Source organism: Kitasatospora sp. NPDC114501 (assembly GCF_055633695.1).
Map to the genome: position 1 here is coordinate 115,433 of NZ_JBVKDS010000021.1, position 15,910 is coordinate 131,342.

General features: G+C 71.2%; 18 protein-coding genes. All 18 read left to right on the forward strand.

Features of this window, described 5'->3' with window-relative positions:
* Positions 1 to 15: 15 nt before the first annotated feature.
* Entirely contained in the window at positions 16 to 705 is a 690-nt protein-coding gene (locus ACZ7RU_RS32945; RefSeq protein ID WP_470344641.1) for a hypothetical protein, read from the forward strand.
* Positions 702 to 1,073, forward strand: coding sequence for a hypothetical protein (locus ACZ7RU_RS32950; protein WP_470344642.1), 372 nt, complete (start codon positions 702 to 704; stop codon positions 1,071 to 1,073). Before ACZ7RU_RS32945 ends, ACZ7RU_RS32950 begins: the two co-directional genes overlap by 4 nt.
* A gap of 696 nt (positions 1,074 to 1,769) precedes the next feature.
* Positions 1,770 to 3,005 carry a recombinase RecT gene (locus tag ACZ7RU_RS32955; RefSeq protein ID WP_470344643.1) on the forward strand — a complete coding sequence of 412 codons (1,236 nt, stop codon included), beginning with the start codon at positions 1,770 to 1,772 and terminating at the stop codon, positions 3,003 to 3,005.
* A gap of 79 nt (positions 3,006 to 3,084) precedes the next feature.
* Positions 3,085 to 4,359, forward strand: coding sequence for a hypothetical protein (locus ACZ7RU_RS32960; RefSeq protein WP_470344644.1), 1,275 nt, complete (start codon positions 3,085 to 3,087; stop codon positions 4,357 to 4,359).
* Positions 4,360 to 4,803: 444 nt separating this feature from the next.
* Positions 4,804 to 5,640: a ParB N-terminal domain-containing protein gene (locus ACZ7RU_RS32965; RefSeq protein ID WP_470344645.1), complete on the forward strand. Its 837-nt coding sequence runs from the start codon at positions 4,804 to 4,806 to the stop codon at positions 5,638 to 5,640.
* Entirely contained in the window at positions 5,637 to 6,536 is a 900-nt protein-coding gene (locus tag ACZ7RU_RS32970; protein ID WP_470344646.1) for a hypothetical protein, read from the forward strand. Before ACZ7RU_RS32965 ends, ACZ7RU_RS32970 begins: the two co-directional genes overlap by 4 nt.
* A complete protein-coding gene (locus ACZ7RU_RS32975; protein WP_470344647.1) occupies positions 6,533 to 7,468 on the forward strand; it encodes a hypothetical protein in 936 nt (311 codons plus the stop codon). The genes ACZ7RU_RS32970 and ACZ7RU_RS32975 overlap by 4 nt, the downstream gene beginning before the upstream one ends.
* Entirely contained in the window at positions 7,465 to 7,824 is a 360-nt protein-coding gene (locus ACZ7RU_RS32980) for a hypothetical protein (protein WP_470344648.1), read from the forward strand. The genes ACZ7RU_RS32975 and ACZ7RU_RS32980 overlap by 4 nt, the downstream gene beginning before the upstream one ends.
* Positions 7,821 to 8,294, forward strand: coding sequence for a 6-pyruvoyl trahydropterin synthase family protein (locus ACZ7RU_RS32985; RefSeq protein WP_470344649.1), 474 nt, complete (start codon positions 7,821 to 7,823; stop codon positions 8,292 to 8,294). The genes ACZ7RU_RS32980 and ACZ7RU_RS32985 overlap by 4 nt, the downstream gene beginning before the upstream one ends.
* Positions 8,291 to 9,025, forward strand: a complete 735-nt coding sequence (locus ACZ7RU_RS32990; RefSeq protein WP_470344650.1) for a 7-carboxy-7-deazaguanine synthase QueE — start codon at positions 8,291 to 8,293, stop codon at positions 9,023 to 9,025. The genes ACZ7RU_RS32985 and ACZ7RU_RS32990 overlap by 4 nt, the downstream gene beginning before the upstream one ends.
* Positions 9,022 to 9,615 (forward strand): GTP cyclohydrolase I, encoded by a 594-nt coding sequence (gene folE, locus ACZ7RU_RS32995; RefSeq protein ID WP_470344651.1) that lies wholly within the window; start codon positions 9,022 to 9,024, stop codon positions 9,613 to 9,615. Before ACZ7RU_RS32990 ends, folE begins: the two co-directional genes overlap by 4 nt.
* A gap of 99 nt (positions 9,616 to 9,714) precedes the next feature.
* Positions 9,715 to 10,185 (forward strand): hypothetical protein, encoded by a 471-nt coding sequence (locus ACZ7RU_RS33000; RefSeq protein WP_470344652.1) that lies wholly within the window; start codon positions 9,715 to 9,717, stop codon positions 10,183 to 10,185.
* 994 nt (positions 10,186 to 11,179) lie between these two features.
* Positions 11,180 to 11,749 carry a hypothetical protein gene (locus ACZ7RU_RS33005; protein WP_470344653.1) on the forward strand — a complete coding sequence of 190 codons (570 nt, stop codon included), beginning with the start codon at positions 11,180 to 11,182 and terminating at the stop codon, positions 11,747 to 11,749.
* 177 nt (positions 11,750 to 11,926) lie between these two features.
* Positions 11,927 to 13,015 carry an AcrVA2 family anti-CRISPR protein gene (locus ACZ7RU_RS33010; RefSeq protein WP_470344654.1) on the forward strand — a complete coding sequence of 363 codons (1,089 nt, stop codon included), beginning with the start codon at positions 11,927 to 11,929 and terminating at the stop codon, positions 13,013 to 13,015.
* 168 nt (positions 13,016 to 13,183) lie between these two features.
* Positions 13,184 to 13,726: a hypothetical protein gene (locus tag ACZ7RU_RS33015; RefSeq protein ID WP_470344655.1), complete on the forward strand. Its 543-nt coding sequence runs from the start codon at positions 13,184 to 13,186 to the stop codon at positions 13,724 to 13,726.
* 113 nt (positions 13,727 to 13,839) lie between these two features.
* Positions 13,840 to 14,805, forward strand: a complete 966-nt coding sequence (locus ACZ7RU_RS33020; protein WP_470344656.1) for a LysM peptidoglycan-binding domain-containing protein — start codon at positions 13,840 to 13,842, stop codon at positions 14,803 to 14,805.
* A gap of 152 nt (positions 14,806 to 14,957) precedes the next feature.
* The gene (locus ACZ7RU_RS33025; protein WP_470344657.1) at positions 14,958 to 15,581 is read left to right on the forward strand and encodes a hypothetical protein; all 624 of its coding nucleotides are present in this window, start codon (positions 14,958 to 14,960) and stop codon (positions 15,579 to 15,581) included.
* Between the two features lie 64 nt (positions 15,582 to 15,645).
* Positions 15,646 to 15,879: a hypothetical protein gene (locus ACZ7RU_RS33030; protein WP_470344658.1), complete on the forward strand. Its 234-nt coding sequence runs from the start codon at positions 15,646 to 15,648 to the stop codon at positions 15,877 to 15,879.
* Positions 15,880 to 15,910: the final 31 nt, after the last annotated feature.

The following is a 15,910-nucleotide window of genomic DNA, read 5'->3' on the forward strand; positions in this document are numbered from 1 at the left end:
GGAACGGAGATCACCATGCCCGAGCAGTACCGGGTACTCGACGTGGCCCGAATCAACGTCGGACCGACGCAGTGCTGGGCCGTGCGCCAGCAACGGCCCGACGGAGAGCACCACATCACCTGCTTCCCAGCCTCCTCGCTGGAGTGGCGGGCCGCCGAGTACGACATCGACCACACCACCCCGGCCGGCATCGACCAGATACTCGACATACTGCTCCACGAGCCGTTCGTCCCGGACCCGCTCGAGAACCGTGACACCGACCCGGCCGCCGCGAAGGGCCTCACCGCCCCCGCCACCCAAGCGGTGCACGGTCTCACCGCGGGGGACACCGTGCCCATCACCTTGCACAACGCGCCCGACCGGGCCACCGCCCGTCAGGCACACCTCGAACGGATCGCCCACATCAAGCGAACCCGCGTCGCCGTCACCGCCGGCCCCACCCCGGGAAAGCTCCGCGGGGCGCCAGCGCGGCCCGCACCGGACCCCCTCGATGAGATCCGCCGCAACCACGGCATCACGTCCCACGGCGTAGCGGCCAAGGTCGAACTCGTGGAACAGGCCCGGCAGCAGCTCGCCCGGCCGCAGCCGTCCTCCGGCAGCACCACCGCGCGCTCCGCCCCGGAGGCCTTCACCACGTCCGTGTGGGACACAGCCGTGCCCCGACGTGACGAAGCGCAGCAGCGCGACGGAGACGACACGGCGTGATCGACCACCCCACTCCCGAACAGCTCGACCGCCTGCTCAGCACCGCCGACCGCCGCCGACTCACTCCCGCCGAAGCCGCCCTCCTCCGAATGGGCATCCAACACCTGCAGAAGGCGGCCGCCCGTCCCCCGCAACCGAAACCCGAAGGGCAACCGATCATGGAACACAACGTCGCGCCCATCACTGTGGACGCCGAGCCGTACATCGCCCGGCTGCGCACCCAGATGGCCGAGGCCTGGGGCCAGGTGCAGGCGCAACTCGCCCTCGCACACGAGGAGATCGCGGTGCGCGCCGCTCGAGAGGCCGACCAGGCCCGGCGGATCGCCGAACTCGAAGCCGCCATCGCTGAACTCCAACCCAGCGCCTAGACGCGACCGTAGACGCCGTCGCGCCCTACCGTCCCCTGCTGTGAACCGGGACCCGGACGACCAGCAGCCTCCCGCTGGCCGACGACACCGACGGAGGACCAGATGGAACGAGATCACCGGCTGGAAGACGATCCGGGACCTGATGCTGTTCCTGCTCGGAGCGGTCGTGATCGTGAGGGAGACGTGGACCCCGCCGGTCGACCCGAGCGTGGTCATCACCGGCTTGACCCTTGCGGGGCTGCCAGCCGCGCTGTCAAGGGACGAACGGCCACCACGCGAGTAGCCCCCCGAGCCAGGCTACTGGCCCGGTACCGGTTCACCACCGGCTACCTGGCCGCTGCCGGCGCCGCGATCGCCGCTACCTGGCCGCACTGAATCACCCGCCTCGGCCCCGGCCCTGTGTCTGCGGCCAGCGCTACCCTAGAGTGATGATGTGGCCGCCGGGCTGACCGGCCGCGTGCTCTGGCAACAAGCCCCTCGGGGCTGTCTCCTATCAAGGGGAGCGCGCGGACCCGGGCGGCTTCGCAACCCGCGGGCCCGGCGGCCACACTTCCTAATCTCCTGTATCACCAGCCGACTTGGCCACGTGGTGGGGTGTTCCCACGTAGGCCCGGCTGGCGGGAGGGTGGAGGCAGGCAGCCACGCCGGGGCCTGCGAACCCCGGTGCCGCCACGGAGACAAGGAAGGCACCCTGAGGTGACAGCACCCACCCAGCAAGCACCCCCTGCGACCGACCCGGTCACCCCGCTGACGGACAACCGCGCGGAGATGGCCATCGAGACGGCCGACCAGGTCCTGGAGATCACCGGCGCGCAGCGGTTCTGGACGAAGGCGCAGCGAGCGGCCCTCGCCACCATCGGCCTCGCCCAAGCCCCGACGCACGACCTCGTTGCGTTCTTCCACATCTGCAAGTCGACCGGCCTGGACCCGTTCCGCCGCGAGATCTACTACATCCAGCGCAAGCGTAGGGTGCAGGGCCAAGAGGAGCTGTACTACACCGCGCAGACCGGCATCGACGGGTTCCGGCACATCGGGCAGCGCACCGGCCGGTTCATCCGGCGAGTCGGCCCGTTCTGGACCGGACCCGAAGACGACCCGACATGGTGGGTACCGGGCGAGGACGGCATCAACCGCCGCCGATGGGTCGACGTGTGGCTCCACGACCACCCGCCCGCCGCCGCGATGTGCCGCATCGAGCACCGCAGCATCGCCGGAGACGAGACGGTCACCCAAGCCGTCGCCCTCTTCTCCGAGTTCGCCGTCGGCAAGGACGAGTGGCAGGACGACCCGCGCACAGGCCGAGGGGTCCGAACGGGACGGCGCGTCCTGACCGGCCTGTGGCCGACCATGGGCGCCCACATGATCGGCAAGGTGGCCGAAGCCCAGGCCTGGCGCATCGCCTTCCCCCGCGAGCTGGTGAACATCTACGAGCACACCGAGATGGAACAGGCCGACGCCGCTCAGCGCGAACTGGAGCGCGAGGCAGCAACAGCGCGCCGACGCGAGGCCCGATCCCAGGAACAGCCCGGTTCCGTCATCTCCGGCACGGTGATCAGCACCTCCGCCGCCGAGACGGCCGACGGAGCCGCCGAGCAGGGCGCACCCGAGAGGGAGCCGGGCGACACCCGGGAGGAACCGGCGGCCGAAGCCCCCACCGCCGACGAGCTGCGTGAGGAACTGCGCGCCTACGCCTCCGCGATGGGCAGCACCGTCGCCAAGATCACCTCCCGGTGGCGGAAGGCGACGGGGACTGGCCTCGAGGAGGCAACCGGCGGGCAGCTTGCCGTCCTGCTCGGTGAGCTGCGCCCCTACGTCGTGTCCGCGCTGGGGTCCCACCCCGAGGCGGCCGAGCACGTCGATGCCGGCGGCCTCCTGGTCCGGCTCAACCCCGATACCACCGTGTGGAGCAGAGAGGACGCCCGGGAGGGCTAACCGGCTCCGCCTGCCCACTTCCTCCGCAGGGCCGCGCCACGGCGGGGCGGCCCTGCGGCCTGCCCCACACGGACACCACATGCAGCCTCTCATCGAGCAAGCTCGCCAGCTCGCCCGCGCCCGTCTCATCGGGCCCAGCCCCCTGCCATGCCGCTGCGGCGCGCCCCGTCACGCACACCGCGGACAGAAGCGTTCCGGCGGCCACCCCTCCACCAACTGCGCCCGGTACCGCCGCGACCCGGCCGACGTGCTCCTCGAACGGGCCCAGGCAGCGGGCCACGCCCGGCTCGGCGACGACCTCGCGGCGTCCGAGCGCACCGGCCGCCGCCGACGCTCCCGCCGCCCCAAACAGCCCGGCCAGTGGTCGATCGGTGCCTCCGACACCAGCTCCTGCCGCCGCGCGATCTGGTACCGGGAAAACCCCCCGCCCGGCTACGTCCCGGCCCCTGTGGACCGGCGCGCGGCCCGGGCCGGAACCCTGATCCACGACTCGGTGTCGCGCCGCCGGCGCGCCCTGTACCCCTGGCGCCTGTACGAGCAGACCGTCACCCTGCCCGGCCTGGACCGGCCAAGCCGCTACGACGAGTACGACCCCGTGACCGGCGTGCTGTACGACTACAAGACCGCCGGGGACTGGAAATGGTCGCTGGTCGGGGAGAACGGCCCACCGGAGACCGAGTGGGAGCAGGGCCAGCTCTACGCGCTGGCGCTCCACCTGGAGGGCCAGCACGTGGTGGAGGTGCGGATCGTCTACTTCGAGCGCAAGAGCGGTGAGGACGAGGAGTTCACCCGCCCGTTCGACGAGCAGGCCGCCCGGCGGGCCCTCGGCCGGTTGACCGCCATCGCCACGGCCCTCGACCTGGGCACTGCCCTGCCCCGGGACCGGTCCGGGCCGAGCACCGATGTGATCTGCCGACGGTACTGCCCGGCCCGCACCCACTGCTGGAACATGCTTGAAGCCGAGGCCTCCGGCCGCTCGCCCGAGTCGTACACCCTCGTCACCGACAAGGCCGACATCGAATGGGCCCTGGGCGAGTACGACCGACACCGTGCCGCGAAGTCCGCCGCCGAGAAGGCGCAGAACGTCGCCAAGGCGCTGCTCGCCGGGGTCCCGCCCGACACCTACGGCGAGTACGAGTACGTGCGCACCGCCGGGCGGCTCAAGGACCCTGAGCCCGACCATCAAGGACGCGTCAGGCAGCTCGAGGCGTTCTGGGACCTCCCGCCGAACGAGCGGCCAGCACTGCAGGACCTCGACTACCCGACCAAGCGGTCCCGCACGCCCGGCAGCACCCAGGTCCGCCGGGTGCGCGCCGCCAAGCGCGGAGCCCCGCCGGTACGCGGAAGCCGGTAAGGACGCCAAACGCGGCGCGCATCGCTTCCCCTGGCCAGGAGCTCCGTGCCTACGCCTGGCCAGTCCCACCCCGGACGTCGAAACGGCCCCGTTGTCTGTCGGCTGACCTAACGTCCGCGCATCGCAAGCCCGTTGAGAGGAACACCGTGACCAGCCCGTACGACCCCGCGCCCGTTGTGCCTCGCTCGCCCTGGTTCACCGAGCGGCCGCCCGCTCTCCGACCCGCCGCACACCTCGTGCCGGTGCAGCCCGCCGAAGGCCTCGGCGCACCGATCTACGAGCAGATGGTCGCCGAGTACGGAGATCCGTTCGGCCCACTCGGCCCGATACGTGCCCGGTACCTGCATCGTTCGCTTGCCCGACCGACCGGAGACTGAACCCCGGGCCCAATACCGGAAGTTGTCGACGCGACCTAACCCGGGCAGCCGCCTAGATTCCCCGCTCATGGCAGCCCCCCGCTACATCGACTACACGCCGCTGGACGAGATCCGGCCCGCCGCTCGTAACCCGAAGGGCCACGACGACGACGGGCTGGATCGCTCCGTCGAGCAGTTCGACTTCACCGAGCCCGGTCTGCTGGACGAGCGCACCGGGCGCCTGGTGGCCGGCCACGGCCGCTACGAAACCCTGGCGCGGCGCCGCGACGCGGGCAAGGCCGCCCCGGAAGGCGTCGTCGTCACCGCCGACGGCACATGGACCGTTCCCGTCGTACGCGGCTGGGCATCGCGCGACGATGCTCACGCCGAGGCCTATCTGATCGCCTCCAACCACTTGACCACCGTCGGTGGCTGGGATGGCGAGGGTCTGGCCGCGATGCTGTCCGGCCTGGAGCAGGTGGACCCGGTGCTGTTCGCCGCCACTGGTTTCGACCATGCCCAGATCGACGCCATGCTCGAGGACGTCGCCGTGGGCGGCCTGGCGGGCGACACGGACGACGACGTCGCCGCCGAGCCCGAGCAGCCCACCCGCGGCGACCTTCTGGCCCTGGCCGGTGTCACCGTCGGCGAGCCCGAGCACCAGGTCGAGACCGGGCAGGTGTGGGAGCTCGGCGACCACCGCCTCGTCGTCGCCGAGGTCTTCGACGGCTGGCCGCAGTGGACCCCGCTGCTCATCGAGGGCAGCCTCTTCCTGCCCTACCCCACCCCGCTCGCCCCGTACGCGGACCGGGCCGTCGGCCGGCGCTTGGTGATGGTGCAGCCCGAGCGCTACCTGGCCGGTCACCTCCTAGACAAGTGGGAGCGCATCAGCGGCGAGGCGCCCACGCTCCTGGACGAGTCGTGACGGCGGTCATGCCGACCGGCGGTGGCACCTTCGACCGCGACGAGAGACCCCTCTACTTCACCGCAGGCGGCGGGGAGTTCAATGCAGGCCCGCATGTGCTGACGGCCGTCAACGAGCTGATGGGCCATGCCGAGGAGAAGCGTCTGCGTGACCTGCTGGATGCCGGATGCCGGGTGCTGCTGGACAGCGGCATCTTCTGGCTCACCAACCGGCACAGCAGGGCCCACGGCGTCTCCATGGACGAGGCCCTGGCGCTCGCCCCTGAGCAGATCGACGGGTTCGAGGAACTGCGGGAGCGGTACATCCACCTGGCCCGCACGTACGGCGACTGGCTGTGGGGCTACATCGAGCTGGACCAAGGCGGCCTGGAGCACAAGCGCGCGCAGCGCGCGGCCCTTCACGACGTCGGCCTGTCGCCGATCCCGGTGTACCACCCGCTGGTGGACGGCTGGGACTACTTCGACGAGCTAGCCGAGCGGTATGACCGGATCTGCGTGGGCAACATCGTCCAGGCTTCGGCTCCGGTGCGGCTTCGGCTGCTGCACACGATCTGGGAGCGCCGCCAGAGGTACCCGCACCTGTGGATCCACGCGCTCGGCCTGACCGCCAACGAGTGGTGCCTGCCGCTGGCCCCGGACTCCTGCGACTCCTCGTCCTGGCTGGCGCCGCTGCGCTGGAACCACCAACGGATCGAGACCGCGATGCTGCGCCGCGTCGGCAACCTGCCCGCAGGCTTCCGCTACGCCCCCGGGGAGAGCGCCTCCTACCAGGCTGCCGCTCGGCTGTGCGCGGACGCCGCGACGGCGCTGGGCACCTGCTGGAGACACGCCGCCCATCGCATTGAGGAGCTGACCGGTGCCCCCGGCGGCACGGTGCTGGAAGGGGCGCAGCGATGAGCCCGATCCACCAGGAAGCCGCGGTGAAGCGCACCGGCGGCGGCGCGTTCGACCCGGCCGACCGGCACCTGTACTTCGCGGCCGGGGACTCCGAGCACTACCCGCACTACGCGCTGCTTGCCACGAACGACCTGCTGACCGCCAGCCACGAACGCCGGCTCGTCGCTCTGCTGGACGCCGGGCACCGCGTCCTGCTCGACTCGGGGATCTTCTGGCTGACCAACCAGTACAAGCGAGCCCACGGCGTCTCCATGGACGAGGCCCTGGCACTCGCCCCGGAGCAGATCGACGGCTTCGATGACCTGTACGCCAGGTACGTCGAACTGGTGCAGCGCCACGGTGACCGGCTGTGGGGCTACATCGAGCTGGACCAGGGCGGCCGGGACAACAAAATCCGCACCCGCGCCCGCCTCGAGGGCGAAGGCCTCTCGCCGATCCCCGTCTACCACCCGCTCGTGGACGGCTGGGACTACTTCGACGAGCTCGCGCAGCAGTACGACCGGATCTGTTTCGGCAACGTCGTTCAGGCCCCGGCGCCTGTCCGGCTGCGGCTGCTGCACACCCTGTGGGAACGGCACCGGCAGTATCCGGACCTGTGGGTGCATGTCCTCGGCCTGACGGTCAACGAGTGGTGCCTGGCCGTTCCCCCGGACTCCTGCGACTCGTCCACCTGGATCGGACCTCTGCGCTGGCCAAAGGTCCGCATCGACTCCGCGCTGCTCCGCCGGGTCGGCGAACTCGGCCGGGGCTTCGCTTACGACCTCGACCAGCCCGCTCACCCCACCCGCGGCCGCACCGCCTGCTGCCTGATGTGCGCGCAGACCGTCGACGCCACCACGAGCGTGTGGCGGCTCGCCCGCACCACCCGCGACGAGCTGCTCGGCCAGCCGTCCTACCCGCCACTCACCGAAACGGAGGCACGATCCTCGTGAAGCCAACTGCCACTGTCTGGGCCAAAGTCGAGCTGCCGGGGTTCCATCACTGGCCCGCCGCGCCTGCCCACCGCTCCTACCTGCGGGCTCGGCACCGCCACTCGTTCCACATCACGGTCGCGGTCGCCGTCGCCCATGACGACCGCGACATCGAGTTCCACGACCTGGGCGACCTGATCCGCGGCTGGTGGGGCCCGGGAGCCCGAGAGTGTGGCCCGGCCTCGTGCGAGACCCTGGCACGCACCCTCGCCGAGCACCTGAGCAGCGTCGACCTGCGAGTGGCGATGGTCGCGGTGTCCGAGGACGGCGAGGCCGGCGCGGTCGTGCACCTGGCGGACACGGGGGAGCAGCAGTGAGCCACGCGATCACCGTCCGCCACAACTTCGAGACAGCGCACCGGCTGCCGCACCTCGCCGGGAAGTGCGAGAACCTGCACGGGCACTCCTGGCTGGTCGAGGTCACTGTGACCGCTCCGGTACTGGCGGCCGGCACCGTCGTGGAGTTCGGCACGTTCAAGCGAGCCCTGCGAGAGTGGATCGACACCTTCCTCGACCACGGCACCATGCTCGGTGCCAACGACCCGCTGGCCCCGGTCCTGGCTGGGCAGGGCAGCAAGCTGTACCGCTTCGGTGCCGAGGACCCGACCGAGCAGGAGCAGCACGCCGCCGACCTCGGCTGGCCGAGCGTGGAGGCCGTCGCCGACCTGTTGGCCCGCGTCGCTACGCAGGCCCTGCACACCCTGCCCCGCGCCGCAGGCGCATACGTTTCCCACGTCGGCGTGTCCGAGACCGCCGTCAACGCCGCCTCCTGGACGGCAGCCCCGTGAGCGCCCTCGTCGTCCCGGACGCCGGCCTGCCGGTCGTTGAGAAGTTTGGGCCCACCATCCAGGGAGAAGGGCCGACGGCCGGCCAGCGGGCCCTGTTCCTGCGCCTGGGCGGCTGCAACCTCAGCTGCACATGGTGCGACACCCCATACTCCTGGGACGGCAAGCGGTACGACCTGCGCCAGGAGATCCGCCGCGTCCCAGTGGTCGAACTCGCGGAGTGGGCTGCCGCGCACCCGCACGCGATCGTCGTCATCACCGGCGGCGAACCGCTGCTGCACCAGCGCACCGACGCCTGGCGTTCGCTGATGGCCGTGCTGCGGTACACCACCCGCCGCGTGGAGATCGAGACGAACGGCACCCTGGAGCCGAAGCCCGTCAGTCTCGGCGTGCCGAGGCTGGCCTTCAACGTCAGCCCGAAGCTGGCGAACTCCGGCATGCCGGAGGAGCGGCGAATCAAGCCGGACGCCCTGCAGGTCTTCGCCGACCTCGCCCACCGCAGCCGCGCCCGCTTCAAATTCGTCGCCGCAGCCCCGGACGACCTCGAGGAGATCGGCGGCCTGGTCGATCGCTTCCGCATCCCCCCGCACGCGACCTGGGTGATGCCCGAGGGGACCACCACCGAGCGCACCCTCGACGTCGCCCGCGCCCTGGCCGACGACGTGATCGCGCGCGACTGGAACCTGACGATGCGGCAGCACGTGCTGCTGTGGCCTGGAGAACGCAACCGATGACCACTCCCGCTCACACCGCCGACCTGGACGGCGCGGCCGAGCACGCCGCCGGCCTACTCGCCGCCCTCGGGATCCCCTGCGACACCGAGGCCACCTCGGCCACTCCCCGGCGCATGGCCAAGGCCCTCGCCGAGCTGACCGCCGGCGTTCGCCTCAACCCGGCCCGGCACCTGGCCGTCACCTTCCCGCCGGAGGGAGAACGGGCAGGGCTGATCGCCGCCGTCGACGTGCCCTTCGACGCGCTCTGCGAGCACCACGTGCTGCCCTTCCACGGCCGGGCGACCGTCGCCTACTTGCCGACTCCTGGCGCCCGCATCGTGGGCCTGTCCAAGCTCGCCCGCCTCGTTCAGGAGTTCGCGGCCCGGCCGCAGATCCAGGAACGGCTGGGTCAGCAGGTTGTGGACGCCCTCGGCGCGCACCTCGACATCCAGGGCGCGGCCTGCCTGATCCGCTCCCAGCACGCCTGCATGACCGCACGCGGCGCCCGCGCGCACGGCGCCGCGATGGTGACAAGCCACCTGACGGGGGCGCTGCACGCCGACCTGGCACGCCGCGCCGAGGTGCTCGCCCTTGTTCCTCCACCAACCTGACGTAGCAGGGGAGTTGTGCCCAACCGGGCCGTTCGACGGGAGGATGGCAGGGCCAGGCCGGGACCGCGAATCCCGGCCGCCCACCTCAAGGAGACGACGATGATGCTCAGGCTTCCGCTCGACCTGCCCGCCACCGCACTGCGGGTCGGCGACCTCCGAGCGTTCCTGGGAGTGATGCCCGATGACCTGCTGGTCATCGCCGACTGCCCCGGGCCGGAGGGCTCCGGCCGCACCCCGCTCGGATGGCCGGTGAAGGCGCCGGTGCGCGACGAGTCCGGCCGCCGCGTGCCCGTGATCGCGCTGCCGCAGGTGGGCGCGGACGACGAACACGCCATGACGGTGTCGAACCTCTACAGCCTCCTCGCGGCCCTGCCCGCGAACGCCCCCGTCGTCACGGTCTGGGAGACCGAGGACGGCCCCCGCCAGACGACGATCGGCACCCCCCAGTTCGGCGACCTCGTCAACGAGGACTCCGGGCTGACGATCCGGGCGGCCGTACTGCCCGCCGTCCTCAGCGGCGCGACCGGCACGGCGTACGACGAGATCGCCTACAACCTCGGCTGGGAGTAGCGCAGACGCCTGAGGTGGGTACCCCGTGAATCTACGGAGTGCCCACCCCAGGCTCGACGTCGACCTACCCAGGTGAGTAGGGGCTCGGCGGCGTCGGCAGGCTGCCACAGCCGGAGTCTGGCCGCTGCCTTGCTAACGGCGGCGGAGCAGCGACCATACGAACGGGCCGGTGAGTCCGGTGAGCGCTGAGGTGGCCGTCGGCCACCCGACCTGGTTGTGCAGGCTCGCGGTGGTCAGAGCGCCGTGGCCACAGACCGCGAGGTCCCGCCAGGTCACCGGCCGATCCGCCATGGACGGCGGAGGCAAGGATCCCTTGGGCTGAGCCATCATGGGTATCGTTCCATTCCTGTTAAACGCGTGCGGAAAAGAGGAATGAGCGGGTCTCCCAGGTTAGAGGGGGTCCGCATCTGCGCAGCGATCCTAGGACTTGGCTGGCGCCTTGCCAAACTCTTGAAATGTTAGTACGAATCGTCCTCAGGTGGCGGGTTCATAGATTTAGGTCATCGAAAATAGGGCCCGTGATCTCCAGCCTCAGGTCGACAGCGTCCCATGTCAGAGCCCCTCTCTCGGCTTAGATCCGGGCCCGTTATTACGGGACCCGAGGGCTTCGAGCCTTCCTCTGCGGCGCGGCTACGGCCGGTGGGGTGCTTCCTCTCCGAGTGTCGGATTGACCCGAAAGAGCTAATGGACGCGCACCCCGGAAGGGGTGCGCAAAGGCTCTATGCAGATCCCGTGGAGTGTGGTCCGGGCCGTCCCGGAAGGAAAGTCGTGGTTTAATTGTCTCACCGGTCTCACATTTCCCGGAATTAGAAGTCTCCGCCGGGTTCAAAACTTGAGAGTATTAGTCATGCGAAACTCGGGCTAATTGCTAGCTGGTCTCCATGCCCTGGCGCTCTGGGGAAGCCGTTGACCTGGGCCTCCGCGTACCGTCAGCCATGTGAACAGCCGCCGCGGTCGCCGTCCAGCGCTCGATCCAGAGGTCGAGAAGCGCTTGTTGGACGCTGTGCGGGCGGGTGTGCCGGTGAGCGACGCGGCGCCGATGGCCGGTATTCATCCGAGCACCGTGTACCGGTGGCTGGAGCGCGGGGAGCAGGAGCAGCAGCGGCGGGAGGCAGGGGGCCTGCGGGTCCGGGCGGGCGAGCAGCCGTTCTGCGAGTTCCGCGACAGGTTCATGCGCGCGCGTAGCGAGGGTAAGGCGCAGCTGGTGCTGCTCGTGCGGAAGGCGGCGACGGGCGGCCATGTGGTGCGGGAGCGCACCCGGACGGTGCGCGACCCGGAGACTGGCGAGCGGGTCGTGCAGGTTGAGCGGGATTTCGCGCAGCCGGACTGGAGGGCGGCCCAGTTCCTCCTCGCGTGCCTGGCGCCGGAGACGTTCGGCCGGGCGGCGCAGGCCCGGATCGAGCTGGCGCCGGCGGGCGGTGAGCTGTCGGCGGCCTCGGTGGACCAGGGGGCCGGAGTCGAGCGGCTGGCGGCGCGGCTGGCCAAGATCCGGGAGGACTTCGCGGCGGAGCTGGAGGAGGACGCGGTGGTCGACGCGGAGCTGGTGGACGGCCCGGAGGGCTGATGCGGCGGCCCGACGTCCTGATGAACCGGCCAGATTCGGCACCGATTGGCCGAGGTGTCCGGAGCGGTCATGGCCTGCCAACTCCCTTGTGAGGTACGGGCATTGTCCCCTTTCTGGCCCTTGGCGAGTGTGGGTGCAGTTGGGTCGAAGGGGCCCAGAGGGGACAGGGGTACCTACATGGCGAGCAAGGACGTTGAGCTCGGTCGCGCGACGGCAGTGGTGGCCGAGCGGGTCGTCGCAGAGCTTGCGGCGGCCAACCGCATGCTCAACAGCGTTGGTCTCGGCCAGCTGCCGGACTACGCGATCAACGGCGGCATCGTGCTGAGCGCCGTTCCGCAGGAGGTGCTGAGCCTGTACGAGGTGCGGCAGTCGACCACCCTGGCCGCGCTGTGGCGGCTGTGGGCGCGGGGCAAGAACGTCGCTGCGATGCACCCCAACATGGCCGAGGAGCTGGCGACGTACCGTCTCGGCACACTGCCGGGCGAGCTGTTCCGCCACCTGGGCCGGATCCCGAACATCATGGTCGTCTTCGCCGAGCCGCCTGCGATACAGGTCAGCGTTGGCGGAACCGGCCCAGGGCGACTGTTGGCGATCTTCTTCTGTGGCCGTACCGGCCCGGACAAGTTGTTGTGCCTCACCAGCGACGACCGCATGGATGAGGTCGCCATGACCGTGATCTGCGAGCCGCTGGCCGAGGACGGCACTCCATTGCCTCCCCCGCCCGGTGGGGTCACTCCGGTGCTGGAGTTCTGTCACCTGTCGATCCCTGCCAGGGCAGGCGACAGGGTTACTGCCAAGGACCTGGCGTCGAGGCTCGCGCGAAAGGCCGGTCGGAGTGAACCGACGGCGGCAGAGCAGGCGCTGGCGACGCGGGCGTTGCAGGTCGCTGTCTACCTGTGCTCGTCGAAGGCGGACATCGTCGTTCCGCCGGTGTCGCGAGGCAAGAGCGCCAAACCCGGCAAGCAGCGGCGGTGGAACAAGCCGGACAGCTTCCTGCGTCTGGGCTGGCGGCTCGGACCGCGTCTCAAGGCGGCGCGGGCGCGAGCCGAGGAGTTGCGACGCAGCGCCCAGAAGGCTGGTGGCAACGGCATGGCGGGGGGCTGGAGGCAGTACACCCACCTGCGGGCCGGACATCTGAGGACCGTCTGGTACGGCCCGGGCAAGACGCTGTCGGACTCGCGGCTGATCGAGCCGTACTGGGTGTCGGAGGACCTGCTCAATGCGGATGGGGAAGCACCCGAAGGCATCATTCGGCCTGTGAGGTAAGGGTGTTGTCCGCGTCGGCGGCGGTGGGGAGGGTGGAGAAGCCCGATCTAAGGGCCCCTCTCCTGCTCCCTGTGGGGGTGCGCGGTTCCGGGGCCATCCGCGGTCCCGGAACCGGTCCGGGCCCGGCGCACCTGTCGCCCCGCCGCGAACGGGGCCCTGGAGGACACGATGCCCAACCCTGCCCTGCCTGACCTGCCGCCCGGCCTCGCGGAGCGACCGCGCGACCCGCGGCGAGGCCTGCCTGTCCCTGTCGTCAACGAGCGCCCTGATGGCAGCCCGGACTTCATCGTCATCAACGGCGAGAAGGCCATGGAGCTGGCCTGGCTCTACCGGTGCTCGCTGTGCGGGCGACCGCTGGAGGGCCCGGCTGCGTTCCTCGGGGGCCCGGCGTCGGCGAAGAGCGGCCACTACTCCGACCCGCCGATGCACGAGGCCTGCGCGGAAGCCGCGCTCACGCTCTGCCCGTACATCGCGCGGCCCCGCGCCCGCCGGGCGAGCGAGTGGCGGGTCCCGGACGGTGTGACCGTGGCGGTCGGATTCACGCTGGAGCGGCCCGAGGGATGGGTGATGATCATCGCGTCCAGCTACCTCACGGGGGCCATACCGGCCGAGGGAGGCGGCGTAGCCCCGCTGTTCGTCGTCGTTGGGCGGCAGCGAGAGCGCCGATTCGTCTACACCGACGGGGTGTTGACCGAGCAGAGCTCGAACTGACGGCGCGACCTTAACGATGGGTCCGGCCTAGCGTCCCGGCACACCAACCACCCGACCAGGGAGGAACCCGTGCCGACCACTACCCGGGCCGACCGTGGGCGGGAGGCGAGTCGATGAAGCTCGTCTCCCGCTCGGAGTGGGGCGCCGCCGCGCCCACCGGCTCCTACACCCGGATCAGCTCTACCAGGGGCGTCAAGATCCACTATGAGGGCTCGGCGGTCCCGGGCGCTCTGCTGGGCGACCACGGCCGGTGCGCCGGCCACGTGCGCGAGATCCAGCGCTCCCACATCAACGATCCGAACGAGGACTGGATCGACATCGCCTACTCGTTCATGGTGTGCCCGCACGGGTACGTGTTCGAGGGGCGCGGTCTCGGCCACAGGAACGGGGCGAACGGCAACCCGGCACTGAACGGCGCGCACTACGCGGTCTGTGCCGTGCTGGGCACCTCGGGAATCACCTCGCCGACCGACGCGATGCTCGACGGCCTGGTGGACGCCATCGAGTACTGCCGGGCGCAGGGCGGCGCCGGCGGCGAGATCCGCGGACACTGCGACGGCTACGCGACGTCGTGTCCGGGGGACCAGCTGTACTCCTGGGTGCAGCGCGGCGCCCCTCGGCCCGGGGGCGGAGGTGGCGGCGGGACGCCCGCGCCCGAGCCGTCGGGCGACAGCGCCGGCGTCTACAGCGTGCAGCCGGGCGACACTCTGAGCGCGATCGCGGGCCGGTTCGAGACCAGCGTGGCGCAGCTGGTGGCGATCAACGGCATCGCCAACCCGGATCAGATCACAGTTCAGCAGCAGCTCCAGATCCCGGCCCCGACGTTCCCGGGGCGCGAGCACTTCGTGCTGGGCGCGCACAGCCCCTACGCCAAGCAGCTGCAGACGTGGCTCCAGGCGGGCGACTGGGGGCCGCCTTACCGGGTCGGGCCCAGTGAGGACATGGAGCAGCTGGACCTCCAGAAGGTCGCGGCCCTCCAGGAGCACTACATCGGCGACCTCGGGCCGGCGGACGGCCTGGCCGGGCCGTTGACGTGGCTGTACGCCTATCAGACGGCTCACGGGCTGCGTGCCCGGTAGCGCACAACTCGGGTTCGGGGCGGGCGCTTTGCGTGCCTGCCCCGAACCAAAAGTTACCACGGTGATCTTATTTGACTTGGGTCTCTTTTGTGCGAGGCTGGTCCTGCCAGCCGGGGACCGCGAACCCCCGGCCCGACGAAGGAGATAGCCCGATGACCGAAGCCACCCCGGCGGACGCCCCCGCCGACACCCCCGCCGAGGGCGGAGCCCGCCGCCCCCGCCGAACGGTGACCCTGCGCCTCGACCTGCGGACCCTTGCGGCCCTGGGTCTGGCCGGAGCCGGGTTCATCACCGGCACGCTGGTGATGAGCCGCCCGGCGGCCGCCCCGGCGCCCGGTGCCCAGCCCGCCCAGACCCCGGTCGTGCCGAGCCTGACGGCAGCTCCGGTGCAGTTGGGCACCGAGGCCCCGACGCCCCCTGCCCAGCCGACGCTGACCCCGGCCTCGGCCGTGGCCCTCGTGGGCGCCCCGGACGCCTCCGCTCCGGCCGTCTCCGGCCTGAGCCCGGCCCCGGTCCCGCCGGTCCCGCCGGTGCAGAACGGCGAGCAGAACGGCCCGACCTCGGCTCCCGTCCCGACCGTGACGGTCACCGTGACCCATGTGCAGACGGCCCCGACCGTCGTGGCGGCGCCGTCCCCGACCGGTGGCCCGGGCATGTGCGTCCCGCCCGCGTCCCCGACCGGGGAAGTCGGCCCGACTCCGGGGCCCGTTCCGACGGTGACCGCCACCCCGACCAGCGCGCCGGTCACCCCCGCCCGGCCGACCCCCAGTCGCTGACCCCGCGCCTGACCGGCCCCGCCCCGGCGGGGCCGGTCAGGCCGCCCCTCGAAAGGAAACCGCCATGCGCGGCACCGCATTGCTCGTCGGCTCCCTCCTTGCCGGACTGGTGCTCGGAAGCATCAGCGGCGCCTCCATGGCCCGCAGTGCCGAGGGCCCCGCCCCGGCTGCGACCGTCACCACCACCCAGCCCGCCGACCCCGGCTGCGCCATCCCGGCCGCCCCGGCCAAGCCCAGCGCGGGCCCGCCGCAGTCCTCCCCAGGCCCGTCTCCGGCTCCTGTGCCGCGCCCGGCGTAGGAGCCCCGCGAACGCCGGGCCGGGCGACGTG

Bases quoted from the DNA above. Each gene is read 5' to 3' on its own strand.
- ACZ7RU_RS33020 (WP_470344656.1), top strand. From the start codon at position 13,840: ATGAAGCTCGTCTCCCGCTCGGAGTGGGGCGCCGCCGCGCCCACCGGC.
- folE (WP_470344651.1), top strand. From the start codon at position 9,022: ATGACCACTCCCGCTCACACCGCCGACCTGGACGGCGCGGCCGAGCAC.
- ACZ7RU_RS32960 (WP_470344644.1), top strand. From the start codon at position 3,085: ATGCAGCCTCTCATCGAGCAAGCTCGCCAGCTCGCCCGCGCCCGTCTC.
- ACZ7RU_RS33030 (WP_470344658.1), top strand. From the start codon at position 15,646: ATGCGCGGCACCGCATTGCTCGTCGGCTCCCTCCTTGCCGGACTGGTG.
- ACZ7RU_RS33025 (WP_470344657.1), top strand. From the start codon at position 14,958: ATGACCGAAGCCACCCCGGCGGACGCCCCCGCCGACACCCCCGCCGAG.
- ACZ7RU_RS32975 (WP_470344647.1), top strand. From the start codon at position 6,533: ATGAGCCCGATCCACCAGGAAGCCGCGGTGAAGCGCACCGGCGGCGGC.
- ACZ7RU_RS33015 (WP_470344655.1), top strand. From the start codon at position 13,184: ATGCCCAACCCTGCCCTGCCTGACCTGCCGCCCGGCCTCGCGGAGCGA.
- ACZ7RU_RS33000 (WP_470344652.1), top strand. From the start codon at position 9,715: ATGATGCTCAGGCTTCCGCTCGACCTGCCCGCCACCGCACTGCGGGTC.
- ACZ7RU_RS33010 (WP_470344654.1), top strand. From the start codon at position 11,927: ATGGCGAGCAAGGACGTTGAGCTCGGTCGCGCGACGGCAGTGGTGGCC.
- ACZ7RU_RS32965 (WP_470344645.1), top strand. From the start codon at position 4,804: ATGGCAGCCCCCCGCTACATCGACTACACGCCGCTGGACGAGATCCGG.
- ACZ7RU_RS32945 (WP_470344641.1), top strand. From the start codon at position 16: ATGCCCGAGCAGTACCGGGTACTCGACGTGGCCCGAATCAACGTCGGA.